The sequence below is a fragment of the Oceanospirillum linum genome (assembly GCF_001995095.2).
In the GTDB taxonomy this organism is placed as follows: domain Bacteria; phylum Pseudomonadota; class Gammaproteobacteria; order Pseudomonadales; family Halomonadaceae; genus Oceanospirillum; species Oceanospirillum linum.
The window spans coordinates 1-425 of record NZ_MTSD02000140.1 but is presented as its reverse complement, the minus strand read 5'-3'; the positions used below and the strand labels follow the sequence as shown (position 1 = coordinate 425).

At 46.1% G+C, this 425-nt stretch carries 1 protein-coding gene; it reads right to left on the bottom strand.

What is annotated here, in order from left to right; genetic code table 11:
- On the bottom strand, positions 1 to 338 hold a 338-nt coding region (locus tag BTA35_RS17015; protein ID WP_078320914.1), incomplete at its 3' end, for a YaiI/YqxD family protein.
- Positions 339 to 425 lie beyond the last annotated feature (87 nt).

Below are 425 nucleotides of genomic sequence, written 5' to 3'. Positions count from 1 at the left end.
GACATGAAATCACGCATCATCAGACGCTCTTTGATATTGTCTTTGGTATACAGCTCGCCTCTAGGATTTAAAGCGTGGCCGCCTGCATCAATCACTTCGTCCGCCAGAGGAATATCGGCCGTGATCACAAGATCACCTTTTTTTAGATTCTGCACAATGTCGTTATCTGCCACATCAAAACCAGAGGCGACTTGCACCGATTTAATATGGGCAACGGCAGGCACCGCAATCGGCTGATTGGCAACCAAAAACATGGGTAAAGACAGGCGCTGAGAGGCTCGAAATAGAATCTCTTTAATCACCTTGGGGCAGGCATCGGCATCAACCCAGATTTGCATAATTTTTCCCTATGAGAGTTATCAAATGACATCATATCCGCTTCTCCTGATACTGAAAAATAAAAGGGAGCCGAAGCTCCCTTAGCA